This is a genomic window from Leptospira adleri (assembly GCF_002811985.1).
Lineage (GTDB): Bacteria > Spirochaetota > Leptospiria > Leptospirales > Leptospiraceae > Leptospira > Leptospira adleri.
Map to the genome: position 1 here is coordinate 15,135 of NZ_NPDU01000048.1, position 19,725 is coordinate 34,859.

Here is a 19,725-nt window from a genome sequence, read left to right on the forward strand (position 1 = left end):
TCCGGTATTCTACTTTTTTTAGAAACGTTTTTTTGGAAGCGATCGTCTCGGCTATTTCTGTAGAGAAACCATCATCGCCTTGTCTTGTCCCGGTTCAAAGACCATCATAAAGGAAGACTGAAATTTTGTGATCTTTTCGATCTGTCTCCGGTAATGAATCACCGCGCCCGGATAAGCTCCCTTCTGAACCGCCAAACGGACCGAACCCGGATTAAACCGAGCTCCTTTGAGGGTGTCCTGTTTGAACTTGAGCATATTCAAAATCTTTAATTTTTTGTTATAGTCTTCGAAGACCGTCTTGAAGGCGGCTTTTTTATCCTCGGGAAGATTTCCCCTCGAACGCTGCACCAAGTGTTTGATCTGCTGGATTTTAGGAAGAATTTTTTCCATCTCCTTTTCGCCCAATTGGATCTTACGCGTGATATCCTGAAAGGAACGATCGTTCTTAAAATGAAAACCGAGTTCGATGCTTACATCCAGTTCCGCGCTCGATCCAAGCGAACTCAGGGAAACGCCTTCGTTGGTACGGACTTTGCTGGACACGAGGTTTCCGTTCGCGCCGTTCAGAATGATGGAACCTAGAGTATCGATCGTGGAATTGAGTATCGCACCTTCGAGAATGATATCGCCTTCGGTTTCCAAATGAGCGTTTTCGATAAACTTCGCCTGAACTCTTCCAATGACTGAGATTACGTCGGCGCTCCCGCCTTTGATCCCGCCGTGAACGATGAGGTCCTGACCGACTTTGATCGTATTACTTTCCAAGTTCCCGTAGATCACCAAAGAACCCGAGCATTCGACCACGGAGCCGAGTTCGATATCTCCTCGAACGATCACGTTCCCGTCGAATTGAATATTCCCGGTGGAAAGTCCAACGTTCCCCGCGATTTGTAACTCGGGAGAAACGTTGATGGAAGTCTCGGTCACAAAGATAACGCCGTTGCTCGAAGCGTGATATTCCTGGAGTTCTTTTCCTTCCTCCGTCACCTTACGTTCTTCTATATTGTTTCCGACGACTAACTTCGGACGTTTGATCGCCGGCGGAGGAATGATGTTTCCAAAGACGTCGAACCCGGGAGTTCCCGGAGTTCCTTCGAACTTTGTAGCTAGCTTTTCTCCGATCTTAACGTTGATGTAACGATCGATGTTTCTGAAGTCGGCTCTGCCGTCTTCGAGAAGTTTAACCCTCTTTGCCATCGGATGATAAAAACGAACCCAACCGTTTTCACCCGGCTTTGGCGGCTCGCCTTTCGCGACTTCCACCTTGATCGGAGTAAAATCGTTCTTCTTTCCAGCCTCTTCCAAAAGAGTAAGAATTTTCCGAATTTCATCGGTTAACATTCTTTCTCTGTGGATTCCCCATTCCATGATAATACTCCAGAGTTTATCTTTGGAAACGGTTTCTCCTTTGAGATTATAAGGTCTTACCGTAAGAATTGCGGAAAGTTGATCGGGAGAAATCGCAATGCTGATTGCAGACTCCACCGAAACGGGTGAAATTTGAGATTCAGGCGTAGGTGTGTTCATAGGCTCGTCGTTCGCATTCATATTATTTCAATCTTTGATCCGGAGATCAACGTTCGTCTCTCTCTAATCTCGGCTTAGGGAGAAGGAACTTAAATGTAGTATATAAAGTTCCCTTGAATTGAAACTTTTTTTTACTTATATTAGGATGAAATCATAAATAAAAAGAAGCTCATAACTAGAGCAACAAACCGAACTCCGTCTTCTTTCATAAATCATAACAGCTTTCTAGAACATTGCGAGCAAGTATTCATATCTGAATGTTGGAATTCGAAACGAATTTGGCCGCCTATAAGACGAAGCGGGATATAATAATCCACGCCTAAATTCGGTTAAACGCCGAAAAAAGATAACTTCCCCAGAATTCTGCCATAGGAAGAATCTCCGTCAAACGCGAGTAAAACGGTAAATGATCTCCGTGCGTGAGAAGACTGGTTTCTAAAAATACCGCCGGAACGGTTCGGTTGGCGAGGATCAGATCTCGAAGTTCCTTGGATTCTTCCGGAGAAATGACGGGATCGTCGTCTCCGTGAAGCAGAAAGCAAGGCCTGATACAACGGTCGGCAAAGAATGCGGGCGATGTTTCTTCGATAAACGACTCGGGAACCTGGGATTTCAGTTGTTTGGATGCGTTGATTCGAAATTCAGGATCCGTCGAAAAATCTTTTACGAACTTCTTATCCTCCTCTCTCAGGGATCGGAAAATCTTAGGTCCTTTCGCAAGATCTCCTTCCCGGGAAAGCCCGTTGTCCAGAGCGGATTCAAGGAAATATTCTTTCAGAAGTTCAACGTCGGAACGAATGAGATGTACGTAATTGAACATCATTACGTTGACCGCATAACTTTCCTTTTCGTAATTCTTAAGAATGAATGAAAACGTTTGTCCGAAGTTCGCGTAAGAACCGATCAAAAGAAGCGAAGAAAGAATTCTCTGACATTCCGAATTTGCTAATGCGACAAAGCCCATCCCCGCCGAAAAACTCGCGGAAAGATAGGAAACGGGCCTTTTTTCCAGAGCGTAAATTTGTAAGAATGCGGAACGGATATTGGAAACGGTTTCGGCCGTCATAATCAGAGATTTCACTTCATTGAGTTCGGGAAGATAAACTCGAAAGCCGCGGTTGGCAAGATTGGTTCCAAGCGCGAGAATCCTCGGATCGTCGACGCCTCGCGCGCTCATTCCGTGTTGAAGATAAACGACGGGCGCGGAAGGATTATTTTCTTTTTCGAGAATTTTGGTTCTCAGAGGCGGAGAATTCGGAAGAGCCAGTGAAATTTCCGTTATGCGCGCTTCCTTCGGAGTTTTCAGACCGGAATAATCGATTAAAAACGGAAGACCTTTCCAGAGATGAGAAGAATTCATTCCAAATTAAGGTTTAAGGCGCGGTAAAAATCTCTACAAAATTTTTGATCCGAAGCGGATTTTTTTCGAGTTCCGCTTTTAGAACTTTTTCATCAGGAGGATGAGATAAATTCTTCCCAGATATTGTTTTTCGCGAGCGTCCTTTAAAAAATAGATCAGGATGTATTGACGATAGGTTTCGAGATCGATCGGAACTAATTTATGATTTAGAATCTCCGGAGGAAGAAGATCCGTTTCGAATCTTCCGAGCCTCATCTCCGAAATCAAGGATCCGCAGATCTGATTCGCGAATTCCATAAGAATCGAAGGCGCATCCGCGCGTACGGTCGGATCGATGTGAAACGATCTCGCGATCATAGGAAGCAGTTTTAATTTCGTGTACCCGTCCATCGCGAGAAACAACTTTCCTTCGATCTCTCCTTTGAATTCCACCATAGTACAATTCTCGTAACACAATCCTTCGTTTTTGGAAGGCCCGAACGCTTCGCGCACCGCGGCGACGTTTAGGGTTTTGTCCAGATATTCGGGGAAAATCTGGGAAATCGTTAGGATGAACTTCTCATCGAGTAAGGGATCGATACTCACAGACAGATATACCTGTTCGGTCCTTGTTCGATGGAAAGACCGAGCGCTTTTCTCGCGTTAGTCGACCATTCTTCCTTGTTTTCCTCCAGGATGGAAACTCCCAGATTCAGATCGACCGGATGATTGTCCTTTTGCAGGGATTCCACGAGTTCGTTTAGATTTTTGCTGAAGATCTCCCAATCCTGTTCGGACAAAAAGAACGCCACACGATCCTGACGGATTCGATAAAAACGGATCTGTTTTCTAATAATTTTCGAAGTCCAGAGAGAGATCCACTTCAGAACGTAAGGAAGAGAGGAAACCGTTTCGACGCTTGCGAATATTAAAATATTCTCATGGACTCTCGTTTTATCGAGTTCGAAGGCGTGTATGTTTCCGAAACCGGTTTCCGGATCGGAGGATTCAAACTGAATCGAAACCCGTTCTTCGTATTCTTCCTTCCAGGATTGAAATTCTCTCGGGTTCAAGAGTTTCCAATCGGTCAAAGCGAGTTTGAGAAATCCGAACGGAAGAATTCCCGTCGCAAGAGGAATGTATGCTTCGTCATCCTGAAATCCGATTCTTCCCTCTCGAATTTCTTTCAAGATTTTTTCGGAAAGATTCAGTTCCTCCGGGGATTCGGGCAGATGAAAGATCTTTCCGCGTTTCGACGCCAAAAGAAAAGAAACCTCTCCGCTCAAAAAATAGATTTCCGCGTTTTGAATCCGAGCTCCGAGTTGTTCCAAAAATTTCCGATGCGCTTCGATCAATTCCGGATTCGACGGGACTTCTCTCTTCCAGACGATCTGCGATTTGTTTTGTCTAAAAGAACCTTCGTTCGGTTTAACGAAACGATCCGTTCTTTGTTTCGATAAGACCGAATTCTCCGGTTGTGCTTCCGGCTGCGGGGAAGAAAGGGGTTCGATCTTCGTTTCAGCGGATTCTTGCAAATTTGTTTTTCTCTTTCGTTCGGGTTTATCCACGCTTTCCTTGAGAACTAATCCGAAGAGGAATAGGAGTGAAATCGAAATTCCTCCGAGAATCAGGGTATCTCCGGTTAAGAATTCCTGAACAAGACCGACCTGTTTGGTTTGAGAGAATAGAGATCGATTAAAAAAAAAGAAAATGATTCCGAAATATTGGATTTTCATAAGCTGAGTGCCGTTAATATATTTAACGGGCAGATTCCGATACCTCTGAACCAATTTTTATGAAGTTGTACAACGAACTCGCAGAATTCTACTTTGATATCGAAAAACCGGCCCGCAAGATAGATTCGGAAGCGAAGTTCTTGGATCGTATTTTCCGCAAACACAGAATCATGACGATCCTGGATATGGGTTGCGGAACCGGAGAGCACGTCCGTTATTTTCAATCACTCGGTTACAGACCGAAGGGAATCGACTCTTCCTCTCGGATGATCGACGTCGCGAAGAAACGATATTCGCACTGCAAGTTCGACGTGGCTCCGATGCAGAAATATCAATCCGGATTTCTTCTGGATTGTGTCATCAGTCTTTTCGGTTCGTTTAACTATCTTTTAACGAACGAGGAGATCGACTCCACTCTCAAACTCATCGAACAAAATCTAAAACCCGCGGGCCTCGCGATCCTGGAAGTTTGGAACGCGGAACCTCTGCGCGCGATCAAAAGAAAACCGATCACTCCGGTCGCTCAGATCAAATCCCAAAACGCCACGATCCAGAGAAACAGGGGATTCCGTCTGGTCAGGGCCGATACCTCGACGATGGTGGAAGTGAACTATATCTATCAGATCAACACCCGCGAAATCAGAGACAAACACGTTATGCGCGTTTTCTATCTTCCGGAAATAGAAAAGATGATCCTGAGGCACAAATTCGAAATCATGCACGTCTACTCCGGTTTCAATGAAACCAAATTTAAGAATTCCGCCGGTAGAATGATTCTTGTTTTGAAACGCAAAAGCGCTTGATGAGAGCCCGGTTTAAATCTTCTCTGAATTCGTTTTATAAAAAAAAGAAGACCGTTTTCCGAACTTGTTTAGAACATAAAGAATCGACCGCCGAAAAAAAATCCAGCGCCCGTCCTGTTTCGAAAAAATCCATCCTTTGAACGAAGAATCCGCATAACAAAAGCATATTTCGTCATTTCGGGATCGTTACTTCCAAACGATAAAGCCGCGATCGCATTCCGAGATAGAAGTAAGGGAAAATCCGATAGGCGAACCCGAAGGTGAAGGGAAACGTTGGCCCTACGATTCTTCCCCAAAACGCGTAAGTGGCTCCTTCTTTCAAAACATAAGATTCTATAACGTTTTCGTCGTCCAAACTCGGATCCTCCCAGTTCTCTCCCCCGAAAGATCCCATTTCCATCGGTATCTTGAGAAGGTATTCAAACGAACCGTCCGATCGAAAGCCTAAGAAGGACAACCTTTCCTCCTCGACAGTTTCCCCTTCTTCCGCTTTATAAATTTGGAATGTTGGCCCGGAATATCGAAGAGCGAAATCAAATTGTCTTTTCACACCGCTTTCATCCAAAGGAAATTCCTTCGTGATCCTATTCGGAGAACGGCCGATCCATACCCTGCGTTTCGGATCTTTCGTATCGATCGGATAAAACTCGAAACGAATCGAACACCGTTGTCCTTTGCATTCTCGTTTGTCAAAAAAATCGATATCGGATACCAAACGAAAATAAAGATTCTCCGCTTCTCTTCGCTCCAATTTTATGGAATGAATTTTAACTTCGGATGCGAGGCAGTTCGTTAAGAGGAAAAAAAGAAACGCACAAACGATCCCCAATGCCGCGAGCGTTTTCCGTTTTTTATGAATCAGCGCGTTTTTCAATTGATTCTGCCGTTTTTTCTCGTAGATGTCGATTCAAATAACAAACCGATGTTCGAGATCGTGATTTGTTTTTCCTTAGGTCTTGCCCATAAACTGAAAACGTAGGAACTCATACTTCCTTTGAATGATTAGGAAGAATCCGAAATCTTATGAAAAGCCCGAAGGGACGTAATCTGTGGGAACTCACACAGGATTAGAATGTAGAAAACAAAATTTTCCATTCGGCGAAGTTTTGGGCGAACTCTTAACTTCGAACAAAGATAGGATCCGGATTCTCTCAAACAAAAATTCCAGTTCTCTAAAACGGGAGAGAGGATTGGGTTAAAAAAAGCCTTGCCCATCGTATAGAAAGACACATCTAATAACTCGGGAGAATTTTATGCCAGAATCCTACGATCTCACCGTCATCGGCGCCGGTCCAGGCGGTTACGTCGCCGCCATTCGAGGCGCTCAATTGGGAATGAACGTCTGCATCATCGAAAAGGATAGACCCGGCGGAATCTGTCTCAACTGGGGATGTATTCCCACAAAGGCGCTTTTGGAATCGGCTCACCTTTTGGAAAAAATCCATTCCGCAAAAGAATTCGGAATCGACTTAGAAAGCGTCAAACCCGATTTCCCGAAAATCGTAAAACGTTCCCGCGACGTCGCAGACGGAATGGCTTCCGGCGTGGAATTTCTATTAAATAAGAATAAGATCACTCGTAAAAAAGGAACTGCCGTATTCAAAGATTCTAATACGATTTGGCTTCCGGATACTTCCAAAGAGGAAATCGTTTCCAAATATTTCATCATCGCAACCGGTGCGAGAGCTCGGGAGCTTCCGGGACTTCCTTTCGACGGAAAGACGGTTCTTTCCTCCAAGAGCGCGATGGTCTTGGAAAAGATTCCGGAATCCCTTTTGATCGTCGGCGCCGGGGCCATCGGAGTCGAGTTCGCGGACTTCTACGCTGCGATGGGAACCAAAGTCACGTTAGTCGAAATGCTGGACAGGATTCTTCCCGTGGAAGACAAGGAAGTCTCCGCATTCTTAGAAAAATCCTTTTCTAAAAGGGGAATTCGGGTTTTGACCGGAGTCGGAGTTTCGAATCCGGAACTCAAGGGGGGAAAGGTCGAAGTTCTTCTCAAAGGAAAGAATCTTCCGGAAACGGGAGAAGTTTTGGAGGCCGAAAAAATTCTCGTTTCGATCGGTCTTGTTCCGAACACGGATTCGATGAATTTGGAAGAGATCGGAGTGTTTTTACAAAAGGGTTTTGTAAAGACGGATACAAAATACAAAACGAATCTTTCCCATATCTACGCGATCGGAGATTGCAACGGCCCTCCACTTCTCGCGCACGTCGCCTCGATGGAAGGAATCAAAGCCGCCGAAGCCATTTCGATCCACGCCGGAAATCCGCATCATCTGCGTTATACGCCCATCGACTACGACGCGATCCCGGGCTGCACCTATTGTCATCCCGAAGTCGCCTCCATCGGATTGACGGAGCAAAAAGCGATCGACCTCGGTCATACGATCAACGTAGGAAAGTTTCCCTTTATCGGAAACGGGCGCGCGCGCGCGATGGGAGACGCTGGCGGTTTTACGAAAGTAATCGTGGATCGTCATTCGGGAGAAATTTTAGGCGCGCATCTGATCGGCCCCGGTGTTACGGAACTTCTTCCCGCAGTCTCTCTCGGAATCAATCAGGAACTGACCGCGAAAGAAATCGCCTCCACGATCTTTGCCCATCCCACACTTTCAGAAACCGTGATGGAATCTTTCGGAGCGGCGTTAGGAGAGGCGATCAATCTTTGAGTTTAGAATCCAGATTTCCGGTGAGAAGGATATCCGTTTTGTTTACTTGAAACTCGGAAGGAAGATGAGAACTGAGAGAAAGAAGGGAAGGATCGATATCGTGAAACTTTCCGGAAGTCTCGTCGAAAAAGTGGTAGTGATCCACGATATTGCTGTCATAAACCGATTTCCCCAAACAGGAAAATTTAAATTCTCTCAAAAGACCGGCGCTCACAAGAATGTTTAACGTGTTGTAGACGGTGGCGAGGCTCATCTTAAACGAGCGGCTGTCCACCCATTCTTTGACTTCTTCGGCGGTGGGATGATCCGCTTCGCAGAGAACATACTGACAGATGGAAATTCTTTGCATCGTCGGCTGGATGGAAACCGACTTCAACCTCTGTTCGATTTCGGTCGGGGTCAGACAGGCTTTCTTTGTAAACAACGCTTCCATTTTTTTCGAAATCCCATAAGGGGAGGACCTTCTATCCATCTGACATCCGCAAACCCGATTTTTGCACAATTTATTTGCGAAGCTGCTTAAGAAACCATTCTCTTTCTTGAAAAATTCTGCAATCTAAAAAAGTTCGCAAAATGCAATGACACAGACCGTAAAAAAAAGGCAAAGAGATTCTTTTTCCTTTTACTCTTGCTTCTAAATCCTGAAAATGTCTAAAAATTCTTCAGATGATACGAACTATGAAACAAAAACTTACATCCGTCCTTCTGGCGATCCTTCTAACACTGCCCGCAGCGGCGCTCTTGGCCGACGAACCGGTTGGAGATACACAACCTCAGGTTCAGTCCACCGAGAATCATGATTCTTCCCATGACGAAGCGACCGGCGGAGGTCACCACGAAGTTCAAGGGGAAGACCTTCCGTTTTGGAGCGTGATTCCCTTTGTTCTGATTCTTCTGAGCATCGCGCTTCTTCCGATCGTTTCCCACACGACTTCTCATTGGTGGGAAAGCAATACGAACAAGTTGATCCTGGCATTGGCCCTCGCTGCGGTTTCATTTGCGATCCTCGTTCTCCACGGTTGGTTTGGTAAGATCGTCCACACTCTCGTTTTCGAGTATGTTCCTTTTATCATATTGCTCGGCGCTCTTTTTTATATCTCGGGCGGAATCCGTCTGAAAGGAGATATCGAAGCGACTCCGGTGAACAACACGATCTTTTTGATCATAGGAACCTTTCTCGCTTCTTTTATCGGAACGACGGGAGCTTCCATGCTTTTGATTCGTCCGATTCTAAAAACGAACTCGGAAAGAAAATACGTAGTTCACACGGTCATCTTTTTTATCTTTCTCGTTTCGAATATCGGAGGTTCTTTGACTCCGCTCGGAGATCCTCCTCTTTTCCTGGGTTATTTGATCGGGGTTCCTTTCACTTGGACTTTCAAGCTGCTTCCGGAATTGTTGGTCGCGGGAATTCTTCTCTTAGTCACGTATTTTATCTGGGATTCACTCGCATATAAGAAAGAAACAACCAAGGATCTTAAGAAAGATCAAAAGCACAAACATCCGATCAGCCTCGAAGGTCAGGTGAATTTTATCTGGCTCTTAGGGGTCGTGTTGTCCGTTGCGTTTATCAATCAGAATTATATTCCGCAGATTGCAGAGAATCCTTATCTCGGATTTATCAGAGAGGCGGTTTTGATCGGTTTGATCGTAGCTTCCAAACTGACCACGAGAGGACACGTAAGAGAACACAACAAGTTCACTCTTCATCCGATCCAGGAAGTCGCTTATCTTTTTATAGGAATTTTCATAACGATGATTCCGGCTCTGATTCTTTTGGAACATCACGGAAAAGATCTGGGTGTAACGGAAACGTGGCAGTTCTTCTGGGTGACGGGTTTGTTCTCCGGGGTTCTTGACAACGCGCCTACGTATCTTACCTTCCTGTCTTTGGCAAAAGGAACCTTAGGAATGTCGGATGTGGCTCAGATTCTTGCGGACCCTCACGCGGAGAGCATTTTGAAATCGATTTCCGTCGGCGCCGTTTTTATGGGGGCTCTGACTTATATCGGAAATGCGCCTAACTTTATGGTGAAATCCGTAGCGGAAGAAAACAACGTAAAGATGCCGAGTTTTGGAGGATACGTTTTGTATTCCTTTACGATTCTGATTCCAACGTTTATTCTTCTTACGTTTATCTTTTTTCGTTAAATAAAGAGGCCGTCGGAGTTCCGCCAAGAGTTTCGAGAGGAGAATTCTGCTTGCGAAAAGTAGAATTCTCTGATAGGGAAAAATTTCCCGAGTTTTCCCCACGGAAACTCAATGATTCGCTCCCTATGAGTCGCTCATCACCCCTCCACCCAAAACTCAGCGCGGCGCTCTCTACGGATCGCGCCGCAGGGTGGGGCCGCGACTTTTACGGAAGAGTCTGTCGGAACTACGACAAGAAGAATCTTTCTTGTAAACATGCAATTTCTGTGATAGAGAAAAGTCCGCCGAGTTTTCCCGCGGACCCGCCTCCTCCACCCAAATTCAGGGCGGGGCCGCGACTTTCACGGAAGAGCTTGTCGGAACTCCGACAAGAAGAATCGTCCTTGACAACATGCTAATTCTCTGATAGAGAAAAGTCCGCCGAGTTTTCCCGCGGACCCGCCTCCTCCACCCAATCAGGGTGGGGCCGCGACTTTTACGGAAGAGTCTGTCGGAACTACGACAAGACAAAAGCCTTCTCAAAAAGAAGAGCTAAAAAAAGACGGAGACTCGATCCGATATTCTAATTCAGCAAAGGAAGAAACGAATTCTAAATTCTCCTTACGAAAGACCTCCGCAGAATGCCCTTCATGGGCCATTCCTAAAAAGCAAAGCCCCGCGCCCCTCGAAGCCGTCGCATCCCCGATCGTATCTCCGACGTAGAGAATTTCCGAAGGATCGAGTTTTCTTTTTTTAGCTTCCTCCGAAATCGGAAGAAAAACTTTCGGATTGGGTTTATGAACTTTCGTCTCTTCCGCGGTCTGAATCGCAAAAAAAGAATCTTTAGAAAAGGAAAAACTTTCAATTTCACGTAAAACTCTCCTTCCGCTCGAAGAAGAAAGAATCCCAAAATGAAACCTGGATTCATATTTTTGTAGGAAGTCCTCGACTCCGGGAAAAGTAAGATTCGGATCCCTTTCGCAAAAAGAATTGTAAACTTCCCAAAGGGCGTCCAAGTTTTCGGAATGTTTTCCGTAAATTCTTCTTAAAAAATCGTCCCCCGGTAATCCCCAAGCCTCATCGATCCATTCATCCTTCAACTCGAAATGAAATTTCTCTTTTGCAAGAATCTTCAGGGTCCGATAACGAACCCTTCTCGTCTGAACCAAAGTGTCGTCGTAGTCAAAAAGAATCGCTCGGATCTTCATTCTAAGATTTTCCCTTTTCCCTCAATTCTATCGTTCAAACCGCTTCTTTAGATTTAAAAAGATCCATTTCTTTTTTAAAATTAGAATAACGATTCTAAAAAAGATGGAGATCGGACCTAAAATCCGTCCAAAATAAAACCGTAAAAAGGGCCCTATTAAACCGAAAAAGCACTCAAAAAAACATTCAATTTTAAGAATATATAAAAAGAAGAATATTATTAAACGATTCTTTCCTTAATTTTTTGTCTCTTCGGGAGGAAGAAAAATGACGGAATCTATTTTCTTCCCTTTTTCCGAGTCCACGTAATTGATCTCGATCTTTCTCTCCGTCGCAGGTTTGTACAAAATCAAAGCTGAAATCATATCATAGACGGTGAGAGAATAATCGATCGCGGTAACCACCGCTTGAAACACGAGGAACCTGGACTTCGTAACGGGTTTTACTTCCCTTTCTTTTCCGGCGGCCATCCATTTGTAAATCCGAGTAGAACGATTCACTTCTTTCAAATGATCCAGATCCAATTTTACTTCGGGAAGAACCGCCTCGGTTTGACGAAAAGAAACCTTAACCGGAATCTTTTTCTCTCTGGATTCCCGCAAGGCTTGGGAAAGTTGTAAGTCGAACGTATCGTCGTCCAGATATTCGATTTCGCTGCAATTCGCGAAAACGGTATTACAGATATCTCCGTATTTGCGGTGAACGAAATAAACGAGAAAGATATTCAACGTTTCAGGATGATACAAAACCTTTGCGTGATAATCCGAAGTCCTTCTGTAGTAGATCTTTTTGTAGACCCTCTTAAAAACGTCCCAACCTACAAGACCGATGTCCTTTAAAAACGGAGGATCCGGAAGTTGAAAAGAACGGGTCGCGATGTGCAATCTTTCGATCGCGACTTTTCCTTCCCTCTTCGAAATTTCCTCCAGAACCGTACGGATATCGTCCAAATCCGGAGAATCGATCTTGCGGGCGGAGCCGGAAGTATCTATAAGAATTTTACCCGCGTTCTCTGACATCAACTGAGAGACCTTTGATTTAACCCCTTCTTCAAGAATGTCTTCGAGCTTTAGGGAGATACAGTCGTTCGGATGACAGGAGATCTGTTCCTCATAAACGGAGTCGGAAGCGGACGAGGAGATTGGCAAACTCTCCGCGCTCGATGAAAAAGAATAAAGAAAAACTAAAAGCGAGGAAAGAAAAACTTTCTTAGAAAAAAAAGGATCGCACATTCTTTGGTTTGTCCTAAAGGAAATTATCCTCTGGATTCTCCTTTTCGGACAAAGAATGGAAAGATCTTTTTTAGGAAATCAATTGATTTCGTCTCGGTAATCCATCACCAAATACATTAAGGTTTCTTGATCGGTAGGATTGGAATATTCGTGAGGAATGTCCGCTCTGAAAAAAACGGAATCTTTCGGTTCCAGCTCCACGACTTTTTCTCCGACACGAAGACGAAGTTTTCCCGAAACGACGACGATGTTTTCCGTGGTTCCGGATTGATGGGATTCTGCGACCTCGATCCCGCCGGGTTTTAAAATGAGTTCGTAAAATTCGGTTTTGCGGTTTCCGTTATAAGGGAAAAGAGCGCGGCTGGAAAAAACCTTCGAGCTGGAAAACAGAACCTTCGTGTTTTCAGCCTTCATTACGATGATCCCCTCCGTTCCCTTTTCTTTCAGAAGTTCGCTAAAAGGAACGTTCAAACCGTTTGCGATCTTCCAAAGCACCGAAATCGTAGGAACACTCTTTCCTTGTTCGATCTGAGAAAGCATAGCCCGGCTGACGCCGCAACGGGAGGCCAGTTTATCTAAGGAAAATCCTTTCGTATGGCGGATGAGTTTTAGATTTTCTTTAACGACTTCTGTGATGTGTTCGCTGGAGGGAAGGTCTTTCCCTGCTTCCAATTCTTCCGTGGCTGGGTTCATTTCCCCTTTTTTGTCTAATATAGCAGAATTCTGTCAATCTAAAACTCCGATCAGGAAAAAAATAGACTTGAAATAATAATCACGATTATAATAATTATATTTATAATTCACTCGAGGCAAACGATGAAACGCATACGACACGAAGAAAATACAAAGGCAACCCCGACTCAACTCTGGAAAGTTTATCAAGACGTTTCCAATTGGAAAACCTGGGATCATGAAATCGAAGAATCTTTTTTAAAGGGAGAATTCAAAGCGGGAAGTAAAGGAATGCTCAAGCCCAAGGGCGGACCGAAAACTTGGTTTCGTTTGATGGAAGTGAAAGAGAAAGAACTTTTTTCCGATCTCACCCAGCTTCCACTCTGCAAGTTGGAGTTCAGACACGAACTGATTCCCACGGATTCCGGAACCAAGTTTGTCCACACGGTAACGTTTTCGGGTCCTCTTTCTTTTTTATTCTCCCGAGTGATCGGAAATAAAATTCGGGAAGAATTGCCCGGGGCAATGAAGAATCTCGCAAAACTCGCCGAGGCCGCTTAGAGTTTTGGATGAAATTTCAAACAAAAGAATTCCTTAATTCTTCTTTGCGGCGATCGAAAGAACTGCGGGACCGGGAGTTCCACTTTGAGTGATCGGTATCAGTTTCCAATCGCCAGGCGCTCCCGTGGAAGAAACCGCAAATGTCGAAGGATTACTAGCGCCCGTTCCCGTCGAACCTAAGGCATACAATTTTAATCCCGCGTTGTAAGAAGCCGCGGACCAGTGCAACCCTAAACATCCATTGACCGTGATCGGCGTTCCGGAAAAGCCGATCCAACCCGAAAGTCCGGTTAGATCGGAAGTGTAATCTAAGGTGCAAACGTTTCCTAACGCGAGAATTTTATCCGCTCCTTCGGCCATCGCGTTGATTCTTGTGGAAGTGGTAGTCGCGGTCTGAGCTCCCCAAACGCCTCCGCTGAAAACGCTGATGGCCCCTCCTCCGTTGACGTCGTCTCCGAAGGAAATGACGTTGCCTGACTTCAACGCGAAAACATTCTTCATGCTGCTCGGGATGTTTGGAAGAATGTCCCCGTCCCCATTCTGAGACCAGGTTCCTTTGTCCGAGTCGAACTTGGAAATATTGCCGGTCACGGAATTGGTGAAACCGAAATATGTGAACAGATGGACGGAGTCAAACGAAGAACTACTTGCAGAATCCGGAATATTGTTCGCTCCTCCCGTATCGATCGGAAAGTATTGCCAGGAAACGCCGTCCGCCGATTTCAATCCGTAAAAAGAAACTCCGCTTCCCGCTCCTTCCTTTTCTCCACCCACCCAAAAGTTTCCGTTCCCGTAAGCCGCGGAGTAAAGTTGAAAGTTAGAATTTCCTCCTCCGTTGTTGGCGCAGACGGCCCGAGTCCAGGTTTGTCCGTCCTTGCTCCACCAAAGCCCGCAACCGGAGCCGGAACTCAAAGCGCCCGCGGCGACCCAGGTCCCGTTTCCGTAAACCACCGAACGGATCGATCCGCCGCTGCAAGAGGGAAAGCGAGTCGCGCTGTAAGACCAATCGTTTCCGTCCACTGAATACCAAGATGCGCAGGATTCTCCGGCGGCCACAAAAGGAAATTTCTGATTGTCGATCGAATTGAGACTCCAACCGATTTGTGCGAGGATCCCGAGCGGATTGGAAGAATCAAAACTGAACCGTTCCGCTTGAGCACAAAAAGAAAAAAACAGAATCAGAAATGCGCTACGGATCGCTTTTTTCACATCCGCCCCTTTTTATAAGATAACAACACTCTGAATTCTTCACCCAATAAATTTATAAAGTAGCAAGATCGGATTCTTTTTATCCAATTCGAAATAAATAGAATTCTATGGCAAGAATTCAAATTCGAAAAGCGCGAAATGCAAAAAATAGGAACCGAAAAAACCGCAGCGTTCCTAAAAAAAATCGTTTGAAATCGCGATTCTTAGATCCGCAGGCAATCCGGGGTTTCATCCTTCCGAACGCTTCCGATTCGGTCGGAATGGAAAAACAATCCCACTTTACAATCCAAGTTCAAAAATTAGAATGAAACCTGCTCGAGAAGAACACAATGAAATCCAAGTCCATATTCAAAGAAGAAAAAGCGGAAGAAAGCACCGGCTTTCTTTTTTGGCAGATCACAAATCTCTGGCAAAAAAAAATACGGGAAAATCTGCTCGCACTGGATCTAACGCACGTCCAATTTGTCCTGCTCGCGAGTTTGGCTTGGTTCGAGGAAGCGGGCCAAAAGGCGACGCAGGTACGGCTCGCAGAACACGCAAAAACCGACGTGATGATGACGTCCAAGGTGATTCGAAGTTTAGAATCCAAAAAACTTCTCACTCGAAAACCCGATCCGGCGGATTCCAGAGCCAATTGCCTTTTTCTTACTTCCGAAGGGAAGGAAATCGTCGGGAAAGCGGTCCATATCGTGGAAACGACGGACAGAACTTTTTTTTCCATTCTCAAAGACGAAAAAAATTTCAGAAGTTCTCTCTTGGATCTAAGACAAAAGAATGCCTAAAGAACATTCCAATTTTAGAATATTCTATCAAACCGATTCTTTTCTTTTCGCGGAAAAACCTCCCGGGATCCCGGTCCACGCGACCAAGGATTCCAAAAGGGAAAACTTTTCGGACCTTCTTCAAATTCAACTCTCTCTTCCTTTTTTAAGAACGGTGAACCGATTGGATCTCGATACGAGCGGCCTCGTATTCTTCTGTAAGGATCCCGAAAAAAACAAGGAAGCCGATCTAATTCTGAAATCATCCGTAAAAATTTATCTCTGCATCGTTGTGGGAATTCTTCCGGAGGATAATTTCACCGAAATCTGTTATCTCAAGGACGGAAACAAAAAAGTAAGAAAAGTTTTTTCCGGAGGGGATAAGGCTGTCACCGAGTTTGTGGTGTTAAAACGAAATCCAAAGGAAAACTTTTCCGTCCTCCTCGCCAAACTTCACACCGGCAGAAGACACCAAATCCGATTTCACCTGAGTGAAAAAGGATATCCCATCGTAGGAGATCGTGTCTACGGAGTTTCCGAAAAATCGTCGTTAGGCGATACAAGACGCGATTTGCAGACAAAGCGGAAGACAATACCCGGATCCCAAAGGTCCCTTTTACACGCGCTCGGAGTATCGTTTCAGGAAAAGGAAGGACTCGAACAACGGATTCTTTGTCCTCCTCCGGAAGACTTCCGGAAATTCTTAGATGGAGTTTCGATTGACCCTTCTCTTTTTTCCAGATTCCAAATAAAATAGAAAGACAAAGAACACTTCTTGAGGACTATTTCCGACAACGGAGAATTTTCATGTCAAAGAACGCACTCATCATCGGATCGAGCGGGGTTGCCGGACAAAGCGCAGTCGAAGCCGTTCGAGAATTCGCGAAGAAAAAAAAAGAAGAATGGAAGATAATCGCCACAACGAGCAAAGAAAGTCCTCTTCCGGAAGCGGATCTGACGATCACTAAGATCAACTTGGACGATCCGAAGACTTCCCTCGAACTTCTATACGAAGGATTAAGAAAGAATGGAATCGAAAAGCTCGACCTTTTTGTCTACACGCCCGCGAGAGGAAATCTAGGTTATCCGGTTTCGGAAACGCCCGAAAACGACGTCAAAGAAGCCGCGCGATTTTGTTTGGATCCGATGCTCGCCGTGGAAAAAAAATTAAAGCCGGCGCTGAGCGTAGGTTATTCCGCTTACTATTACAGACCGCATCTCCAACCCTTTTACGGCTCGCTCGCTTTTATCAAAAGGAAAATGGAGGAATGGGCGCTTCAGAATCCGAAACAAAGAAAGATCATCCGTGCGGGTTCTTTTTTTAGTCAGAGCGTCCGGGGAATCACGATCATTCTTCAGAGGATGGGGAAAAAATCTCAGGATAAAAATCTGCAAGACTTGCTCAGACAACAAAAGGAATCCGGAATGAGTTTCCCTGACTTTTTTCTCCAGTACGTCGCCGGACAGGAAGAATCCTCCTTCGCGTCCAAGTTTCCGGGAATTCCGTTTCGACTAACTTCTCAGGAAGATCTCAAAAAAGCGTTAGTCGCCATCTTAGAAGGGGAATCCGCGCCGATCGTTTCGATCGTCGGTGACTGGGTTTGGACCGAAAGTTCCTTGCCGGATATGCCGGATTATTTAAAGAATTTCTAATATTATAGAATATAAATGTATCTATTTTTTTCATTCAAGCGAAATCGCGACAAATGATTTTTGAGTTTTAGAAATTAGCAGACAAAAGAAAGAAGACAAAAACAAGTCGCAACCCGAAAAAAACTCAATTTATTCTAAAGGTTATCGTTTAAAAATCGAAGATCATCCTATGACTCGTCTATTGATTTTTCCTTTGATTCTTGTCTGCTTTTTTTCGAACCCAATTGCAGCCGATACCGACCCGAGCGATCCGACATTGAGTCCGGATGAACGACTAAAGATCATTCAAAGTCAGGAAACTCGATGGGAAATCGGAAAGTCGTCCCAGAATTCTTCTTTCGTCTTTTCGATTTTAAAACCCGTAGTGGATTTTTTTTCTACGGACTTAGAATCCGTCATGGACATAGGAAATCTGAGACTGACGATTCCTCCCCGTTCGTTTCCGAAAACGAACCGAGTGGAAGTGAGAGTTATCAACTTAAATAACCACGCAGATTTTATCTTTGCGGGAATTCCGACGCAGATCGGCGGCCCGAGCCGCAACCCCATTCTTCTTTTAGAATCTACCGGGATGTTCTATGTTTCTTTTTTCAACGAAGATGGAAGACGGATAGAACCAAAAAAAAATCTGAGCGTAGAATTGCTTCCTCTCGCGAATCCGAACGGTTCAAACGTATATCGCTATACAAAAGGGAATTGGGATTTGATTTCGGAAAAACCGGAGACTGTTACGAGATCCGGAATCGAAGGTGCTGATTCGGTTCCTTTTCAAATCTATTCCAAAATCGATTTCTCCGGTTGGTGGAACTTCGATAAACCAAAACCTGAATTTACCTGCGTTACTGGAAAAATTCTCGCGAAAAATCCGGAAGAATTTTCGATCCAAGGAATCGGAATCGACTACTTCGGAACAAGTCATGGCAGTATCGAACCTTCCGGGGTTTTTACTCTAAACGTTCTAAAGGATTCGAATGTCAAAATTATCGCAGTCTTTACTCCCAAAAACAAAAAGACTAAAAAGGAAATCGGTTTTCTCCCGACCTTTCGAACGCAAAATCGTACGGCGTTTTCTGCGGAAAAAAAATCTCAATGCCAAAAGATCTCCGAAATTACGACATTCCCGATCGAAGATTCCGTTTTTCAAAACAGGGCGCAATTCTTAAAGACAATCGACATGCCCGATTTATAATATTCTAATCTTACGTTTTTTAGATCGCGGCGGTCACCGGATTTCCAAATCCTTTAAAGGAATAGAGCGGAAATAATTACTTTTTATTTCGAGGTTTTTGAAAATTCTTTTTTGGGAAAGTTTTTCGATCGGCCTTAGAAACCGATCCGCTCTTTCTCTGGGAAACTACGATCACCGGATTTCCCTTCGGAAGAGAATCCGCGATTTTAAGAAGTTCGGAAAGTTTTCCCCGAAACTGAAATTCGGTATCCATGGTGAGATCCAGACAAAGGAAGATCTGCCTTTCTTCTCCGGATTCTTTTAAGACGAAATCGAGATCGTGTAAGACGGCCTTATAACGATAAGGAGTTTCATAAAAAACGATTGTGTGTCCGAGTTTGAGATAACGACCCAATTCTTTCTTTCGTTCCGGAGATTCCCTGGAAAGAAAACCGCAGAAAGTAAAGGGCGAAATTTTAAAACCGGAAATGCTCAGGGCTGCGCCGAATGCGATTGGACCGGGAGCGCTTCTCACCGTTCCCCCTCTTCTCAAAACTTCCTGGACGAGTTCCCGACCCGGATCCTCGATTCCGGGAGTTCCGGCGTCCGAAATCAACGAGGTCAAATCCGAAGAGATTACTTTTTCGCCTAACGCGCGTATGTCTTCGGAAGTTGAATGTTCGTTACAAAGTAAAAATTCTTTATCGATGGAAAGGGATTTGAGAAGAGTGGAGGTCGTTCTGGATTCTTCCCCTATGAGTATATCAGAATGTTTTAATGTATCTTTCGCCCTTTCCGTCAGATCGCCCGGATTACCCAGAGAAACGGAAACAAGGACCAAAACTCCCTTCGGGTTCGCGTCCATAAATCAGACGGAAATTCCTTCCAGAACCTTCCAACCCCGAAGACTTTGGATCTTAGTTCCTTGGGGGGGAACGGTTCCTTTTTCCCGATCCAAAAAGACCCCGAGCGCGGAAGATTCCAAAAGAGGAAAGTCGTTCACGGAATCTCCGAAGGCGAGATCCGCAAGCGCACCGACTGACTTTTGAAATCGAG

Annotated in this window: 19 protein-coding genes and 1 pseudogene; 8 read left to right on the top strand and 12 right to left on the bottom strand. The window is 44.9% G+C overall.

Annotated elements, in window-relative coordinates:
* Positions 1 to 51: 51 nt before the first annotated feature.
* The 4 genes from CH376_RS16440 to CH376_RS16455 form a co-directional block, all read right to left on the bottom strand.
* Positions 52 to 1,548, bottom strand: coding sequence for a FapA family protein (locus CH376_RS16440; RefSeq protein ID WP_100784216.1), 1,497 nt, complete (start codon positions 1,546 to 1,548; stop codon positions 52 to 54).
* Positions 1,549 to 1,846: 298 nt separating this feature from the next.
* Entirely contained in the window at positions 1,847 to 2,887 is a 1,041-nt protein-coding gene (locus CH376_RS16445; RefSeq protein ID WP_100784215.1) for an alpha/beta hydrolase family protein, read from the bottom strand.
* A gap of 78 nt (positions 2,888 to 2,965) precedes the next feature.
* Positions 2,966 to 3,478 (bottom strand): chemotaxis protein CheX, encoded by a 513-nt coding sequence (locus CH376_RS16450; RefSeq protein WP_100784214.1) that lies wholly within the window; start codon positions 3,476 to 3,478, stop codon positions 2,966 to 2,968.
* Positions 3,469 to 4,602, bottom strand: a complete 1,134-nt coding sequence (locus tag CH376_RS16455; RefSeq protein WP_100784213.1) for a hypothetical protein — start codon at positions 4,600 to 4,602, stop codon at positions 3,469 to 3,471. The genes CH376_RS16450 and CH376_RS16455 overlap by 10 nt, the downstream gene beginning before the upstream one ends.
* A 59-nt stretch (positions 4,603 to 4,661) precedes the next feature.
* On the opposite strand from CH376_RS16455, the gene CH376_RS16460 reads away from it, so the two are divergent.
* Complete coding sequence (locus tag CH376_RS16460) at positions 4,662 to 5,405, top strand: class I SAM-dependent DNA methyltransferase (RefSeq protein WP_100784212.1); 744 nt, start codon at positions 4,662 to 4,664, stop codon at positions 5,403 to 5,405.
* A 172-nt stretch (positions 5,406 to 5,577) separates the two neighbouring features.
* Here the strand turns inward: CH376_RS16460 and CH376_RS16465 are convergent, their stop codons facing one another.
* Positions 5,578 to 6,279 (bottom strand): hypothetical protein, encoded by a 702-nt coding sequence (locus CH376_RS16465; protein ID WP_100784211.1) that lies wholly within the window; start codon positions 6,277 to 6,279, stop codon positions 5,578 to 5,580.
* Positions 6,280 to 6,658: 379 nt separating this feature from the next.
* On the opposite strand from CH376_RS16465, the gene lpdA reads away from it, so the two are divergent.
* Positions 6,659 to 8,077 (top strand): dihydrolipoyl dehydrogenase, encoded by a 1,419-nt coding sequence (lpdA, locus tag CH376_RS16470; protein WP_100784210.1) that lies wholly within the window; start codon positions 6,659 to 6,661, stop codon positions 8,075 to 8,077.
* Here the strand turns inward: lpdA and perRB are convergent.
* Positions 8,067 to 8,510, bottom strand: coding sequence for a peroxide-responsive transcriptional repressor PerRB (perRB, locus tag CH376_RS16475; protein ID WP_100784209.1), 444 nt, complete (start codon positions 8,508 to 8,510; stop codon positions 8,067 to 8,069). The genes lpdA and perRB overlap by 11 nt on opposite strands.
* A 245-nt stretch (positions 8,511 to 8,755) precedes the next feature.
* On the opposite strand from perRB, the gene CH376_RS16480 reads away from it, so the two are divergent.
* Positions 8,756 to 10,228, top strand: coding sequence for a sodium:proton antiporter (locus tag CH376_RS16480; RefSeq protein WP_100784208.1), 1,473 nt, complete (start codon positions 8,756 to 8,758; stop codon positions 10,226 to 10,228).
* 518 nt (positions 10,229 to 10,746) lie between these two features.
* Here the strand turns inward: CH376_RS16480 and CH376_RS16485 are convergent.
* From CH376_RS16485 to CH376_RS16495, 3 genes are all read right to left on the bottom strand, one after another.
* Entirely contained in the window at positions 10,747 to 11,415 is a 669-nt protein-coding gene (locus CH376_RS16485; protein ID WP_100784207.1) for an HAD family hydrolase, read from the bottom strand.
* A 234-nt stretch (positions 11,416 to 11,649) separates the two neighbouring features.
* Positions 11,650 to 12,645 (bottom strand): hypothetical protein, encoded by a 996-nt coding sequence (locus CH376_RS16490; protein ID WP_100784206.1) that lies wholly within the window; start codon positions 12,643 to 12,645, stop codon positions 11,650 to 11,652.
* Positions 12,646 to 12,723: 78 nt separating this feature from the next.
* Complete coding sequence (locus CH376_RS16495) at positions 12,724 to 13,338, bottom strand: helix-turn-helix domain-containing protein (RefSeq protein WP_069607767.1); 615 nt, start codon at positions 13,336 to 13,338, stop codon at positions 12,724 to 12,726.
* A 123-nt stretch (positions 13,339 to 13,461) separates the two neighbouring features.
* On the opposite strand from CH376_RS16495, the gene CH376_RS16500 reads away from it, so the two are divergent.
* A complete protein-coding gene (locus CH376_RS16500) occupies positions 13,462 to 13,878 on the top strand; it encodes an SRPBCC family protein (protein ID WP_100784205.1) in 417 nt (138 codons plus the stop codon).
* Positions 13,879 to 13,911: 33 nt separating this feature from the next.
* Here CH376_RS16500 and CH376_RS16505 read toward each other — a convergent pair whose 3' ends face one another.
* Positions 13,912 to 15,087, bottom strand: coding sequence for a hypothetical protein (locus CH376_RS16505; protein ID WP_100784204.1), 1,176 nt, complete (start codon positions 15,085 to 15,087; stop codon positions 13,912 to 13,914).
* A 329-nt stretch (positions 15,088 to 15,416) separates the two neighbouring features.
* Here CH376_RS16505 and CH376_RS16515 point away from each other — a divergent pair, with 329 nt between their 5' ends.
* The 4 genes from CH376_RS16515 (at position 15,417) to CH376_RS24650 (ending at position 18,690) form a co-directional block, all read left to right on the top strand.
* Positions 15,417 to 15,869 (top strand): MarR family winged helix-turn-helix transcriptional regulator, encoded by a 453-nt coding sequence (locus tag CH376_RS16515; RefSeq protein WP_100784202.1) that lies wholly within the window; start codon positions 15,417 to 15,419, stop codon positions 15,867 to 15,869.
* A complete protein-coding gene (locus CH376_RS16520; protein ID WP_100784201.1) occupies positions 15,862 to 16,605 on the top strand; it encodes an RluA family pseudouridine synthase in 744 nt (247 codons plus the stop codon). Before CH376_RS16515 ends, CH376_RS16520 begins: the two co-directional genes overlap by 8 nt.
* Positions 16,606 to 16,655: 50 nt before the next feature.
* A complete protein-coding gene (locus CH376_RS16525) occupies positions 16,656 to 17,501 on the top strand; it encodes a hypothetical protein (RefSeq protein WP_100784200.1) in 846 nt (281 codons plus the stop codon).
* Between the two features lie 169 nt (positions 17,502 to 17,670).
* Positions 17,671 to 18,690 carry a hypothetical protein gene (locus CH376_RS24650; protein ID WP_243394671.1) on the top strand — a complete coding sequence of 340 codons (1,020 nt, stop codon included), beginning with the start codon at positions 17,671 to 17,673 and terminating at the stop codon, positions 18,688 to 18,690.
* 76 nt (positions 18,691 to 18,766) lie between these two features.
* Here the strand turns inward: CH376_RS24650 and rsmI are convergent, their stop codons facing one another.
* Both rsmI and CH376_RS24285 read right to left on the bottom strand, forming a co-directional pair.
* The gene (gene rsmI / locus CH376_RS16535; protein ID WP_100784199.1) at positions 18,767 to 19,534 is read right to left on the bottom strand and encodes a 16S rRNA (cytidine(1402)-2'-O)-methyltransferase; all 768 of its coding nucleotides are present in this window, start codon (positions 19,532 to 19,534) and stop codon (positions 18,767 to 18,769) included.
* A gap of 3 nt (positions 19,535 to 19,537) precedes the next feature.
* Positions 19,538 to 19,725, bottom strand: a pseudogene (locus CH376_RS24285) (HAD family hydrolase); the annotation flags it as partial.

Coding starts and splice junctions, on each gene's coding strand:
- CH376_RS16440 (WP_100784216.1), bottom strand. CDS start 1,548: ATGAATGCGAACGACGAGCCTATGAACACACCTACGCCTGAATCTCAA.
- CH376_RS16445 (WP_100784215.1), bottom strand. CDS start 2,887: ATGAATTCTTCTCATCTCTGGAAAGGTCTTCCGTTTTTAATCGATTAT.
- CH376_RS16455 (WP_100784213.1), bottom strand. CDS start 4,602: ATGAAAATCCAATATTTCGGAATCATTTTCTTTTTTTTTAATCGATCT.
- CH376_RS16460 (WP_100784212.1), top strand. CDS start 4,662: ATGAAGTTGTACAACGAACTCGCAGAATTCTACTTTGATATCGAAAAA.
- lpdA (WP_100784210.1), top strand. CDS start 6,659: ATGCCAGAATCCTACGATCTCACCGTCATCGGCGCCGGTCCAGGCGGT.
- perRB (WP_100784209.1), bottom strand. CDS start 8,510: ATGGAAGCGTTGTTTACAAAGAAAGCCTGTCTGACCCCGACCGAAATC.
- CH376_RS16480 (WP_100784208.1), top strand. CDS start 8,756: ATGAAACAAAAACTTACATCCGTCCTTCTGGCGATCCTTCTAACACTG.
- CH376_RS16485 (WP_100784207.1), bottom strand. CDS start 11,415: ATGAAGATCCGAGCGATTCTTTTTGACTACGACGACACTTTGGTTCAG.
- CH376_RS16490 (WP_100784206.1), bottom strand. CDS start 12,645: ATGTGCGATCCTTTTTTTTCTAAGAAAGTTTTTCTTTCCTCGCTTTTA.
- CH376_RS16495 (WP_069607767.1), bottom strand. CDS start 13,338: ATGAACCCAGCCACGGAAGAATTGGAAGCAGGGAAAGACCTTCCCTCC.
- CH376_RS16500 (WP_100784205.1), top strand. CDS start 13,462: ATGAAACGCATACGACACGAAGAAAATACAAAGGCAACCCCGACTCAA.
- CH376_RS16515 (WP_100784202.1), top strand. CDS start 15,417: ATGAAATCCAAGTCCATATTCAAAGAAGAAAAAGCGGAAGAAAGCACC.
- CH376_RS16520 (WP_100784201.1), top strand. CDS start 15,862: ATGCCTAAAGAACATTCCAATTTTAGAATATTCTATCAAACCGATTCT.
- CH376_RS16525 (WP_100784200.1), top strand. CDS start 16,656: ATGTCAAAGAACGCACTCATCATCGGATCGAGCGGGGTTGCCGGACAA.
- CH376_RS24650 (WP_243394671.1), top strand. CDS start 17,671: ATGACTCGTCTATTGATTTTTCCTTTGATTCTTGTCTGCTTTTTTTCG.
- rsmI (WP_100784199.1), bottom strand. CDS start 19,534: ATGGACGCGAACCCGAAGGGAGTTTTGGTCCTTGTTTCCGTTTCTCTG.